Annotated in this window: 1 protein-coding gene; it reads left to right on the top strand. The window is 67.3% G+C overall.

Annotated features, from left to right (window positions below):
- The first annotated feature begins 56 nt into the window (after positions 1 to 56).
- Positions 57 to 992 carry a transposase family protein gene (locus tag ACWC0C_RS48395; protein ID WP_450871560.1) on the top strand — a complete coding sequence of 312 codons (936 nt, stop codon included), beginning with the start codon at positions 57 to 59 and terminating at the stop codon, positions 990 to 992.
- Positions 993 to 1,047 lie beyond the last annotated feature (55 nt).

The following is a 1,047-nucleotide window of genomic DNA, read 5'->3' as shown; positions in this document are numbered from 1 at the left end:
CGACCTCGTGCACGGTTGGCCGTGGCTCGGCGCCCGGGTTACTCGTTGAACTGGGCATGATGGGGGTTGGGGCACGCGAGTTGATCGTGGCGGAGTATCGGGTCACCGGGCTGTCGCCGGAGGTGATCGCTGAACTCGTAGCCGAGGTAGGGCCGTTGTGGCACGAGCAGCATCAGGCACGCCTGACGGCTCGGCCTCGGCAACGGGCGGTGGGGGCCGGTGCGAAGCACACGTTCGTCTTCGTCGACCGGCTGCTGGCCACACTGGTGAATCTGCGCCACGGCACCACTCATGACGTGCTGGCCTGCTGGTTCGGCGTGGACCGCTCCACCATCACGCGCGCCATCGGCGAGGTGCGGCCCCTGCTCGCGCAGCGGGGATGCACCGTCGCGCCGGACGTCCGGCTGCGCACCCTCGCCGAGGTCATCGAGTACCTGGGCGTCGACGGTCAGACCGGGATCATCGACGGCACAGAGATCCGTGTGCGACGCCCGGCCGCAGGCCGCAAGGACCGGGACAAGTTCGTCTCCGGAAAGACCAAGCAGAACGCGGTGAAGACCATGGTCCTCACGGACGCGGACGGGCGCGTGCTGTTCTGCAGCCCTGTCCGGCCGGGCAGCTGCGCCGACATCACCCAGGCCCGGCAGCTGGGACTGCCCCAGCTCCTGGCCGACGGCCCGTTCATGGAGATCCTCGCGGACGCCGGCTACCAGGGCATAGGTGCGCAGACCGGCGGACGCGTGGTGACGCCACCACATCGCAAGTTCAAGAAGAATACTCCCGCCTGGTACGAGGAGCGGCACGAACTCCAGCGCAAGGCGCACTCCTCACGACGTATCCGCGTCGAGCACGGCATTGCACACCTCAAAAACTGGCGGGCTCTCGCCCGCCACCATGGCCGACGCGAACACATGAGTGACATCGTCCAAGCCGTCGCCGGTCTACTCTCACACCAACAGACCGCCACCCTCGACGACGCCATTCGAGCGTGAACACCGACAACGCCACACACCTCGACGTGCTACGGCCAACCATGCACGAGGTCGT

Source organism: Streptomyces sp. NPDC001709 (genome assembly GCF_053596375.1).
The sequence above is the reverse complement of the archived record's forward strand: the minus strand, read 5'-3'. Positions and strand labels throughout refer to the sequence as shown.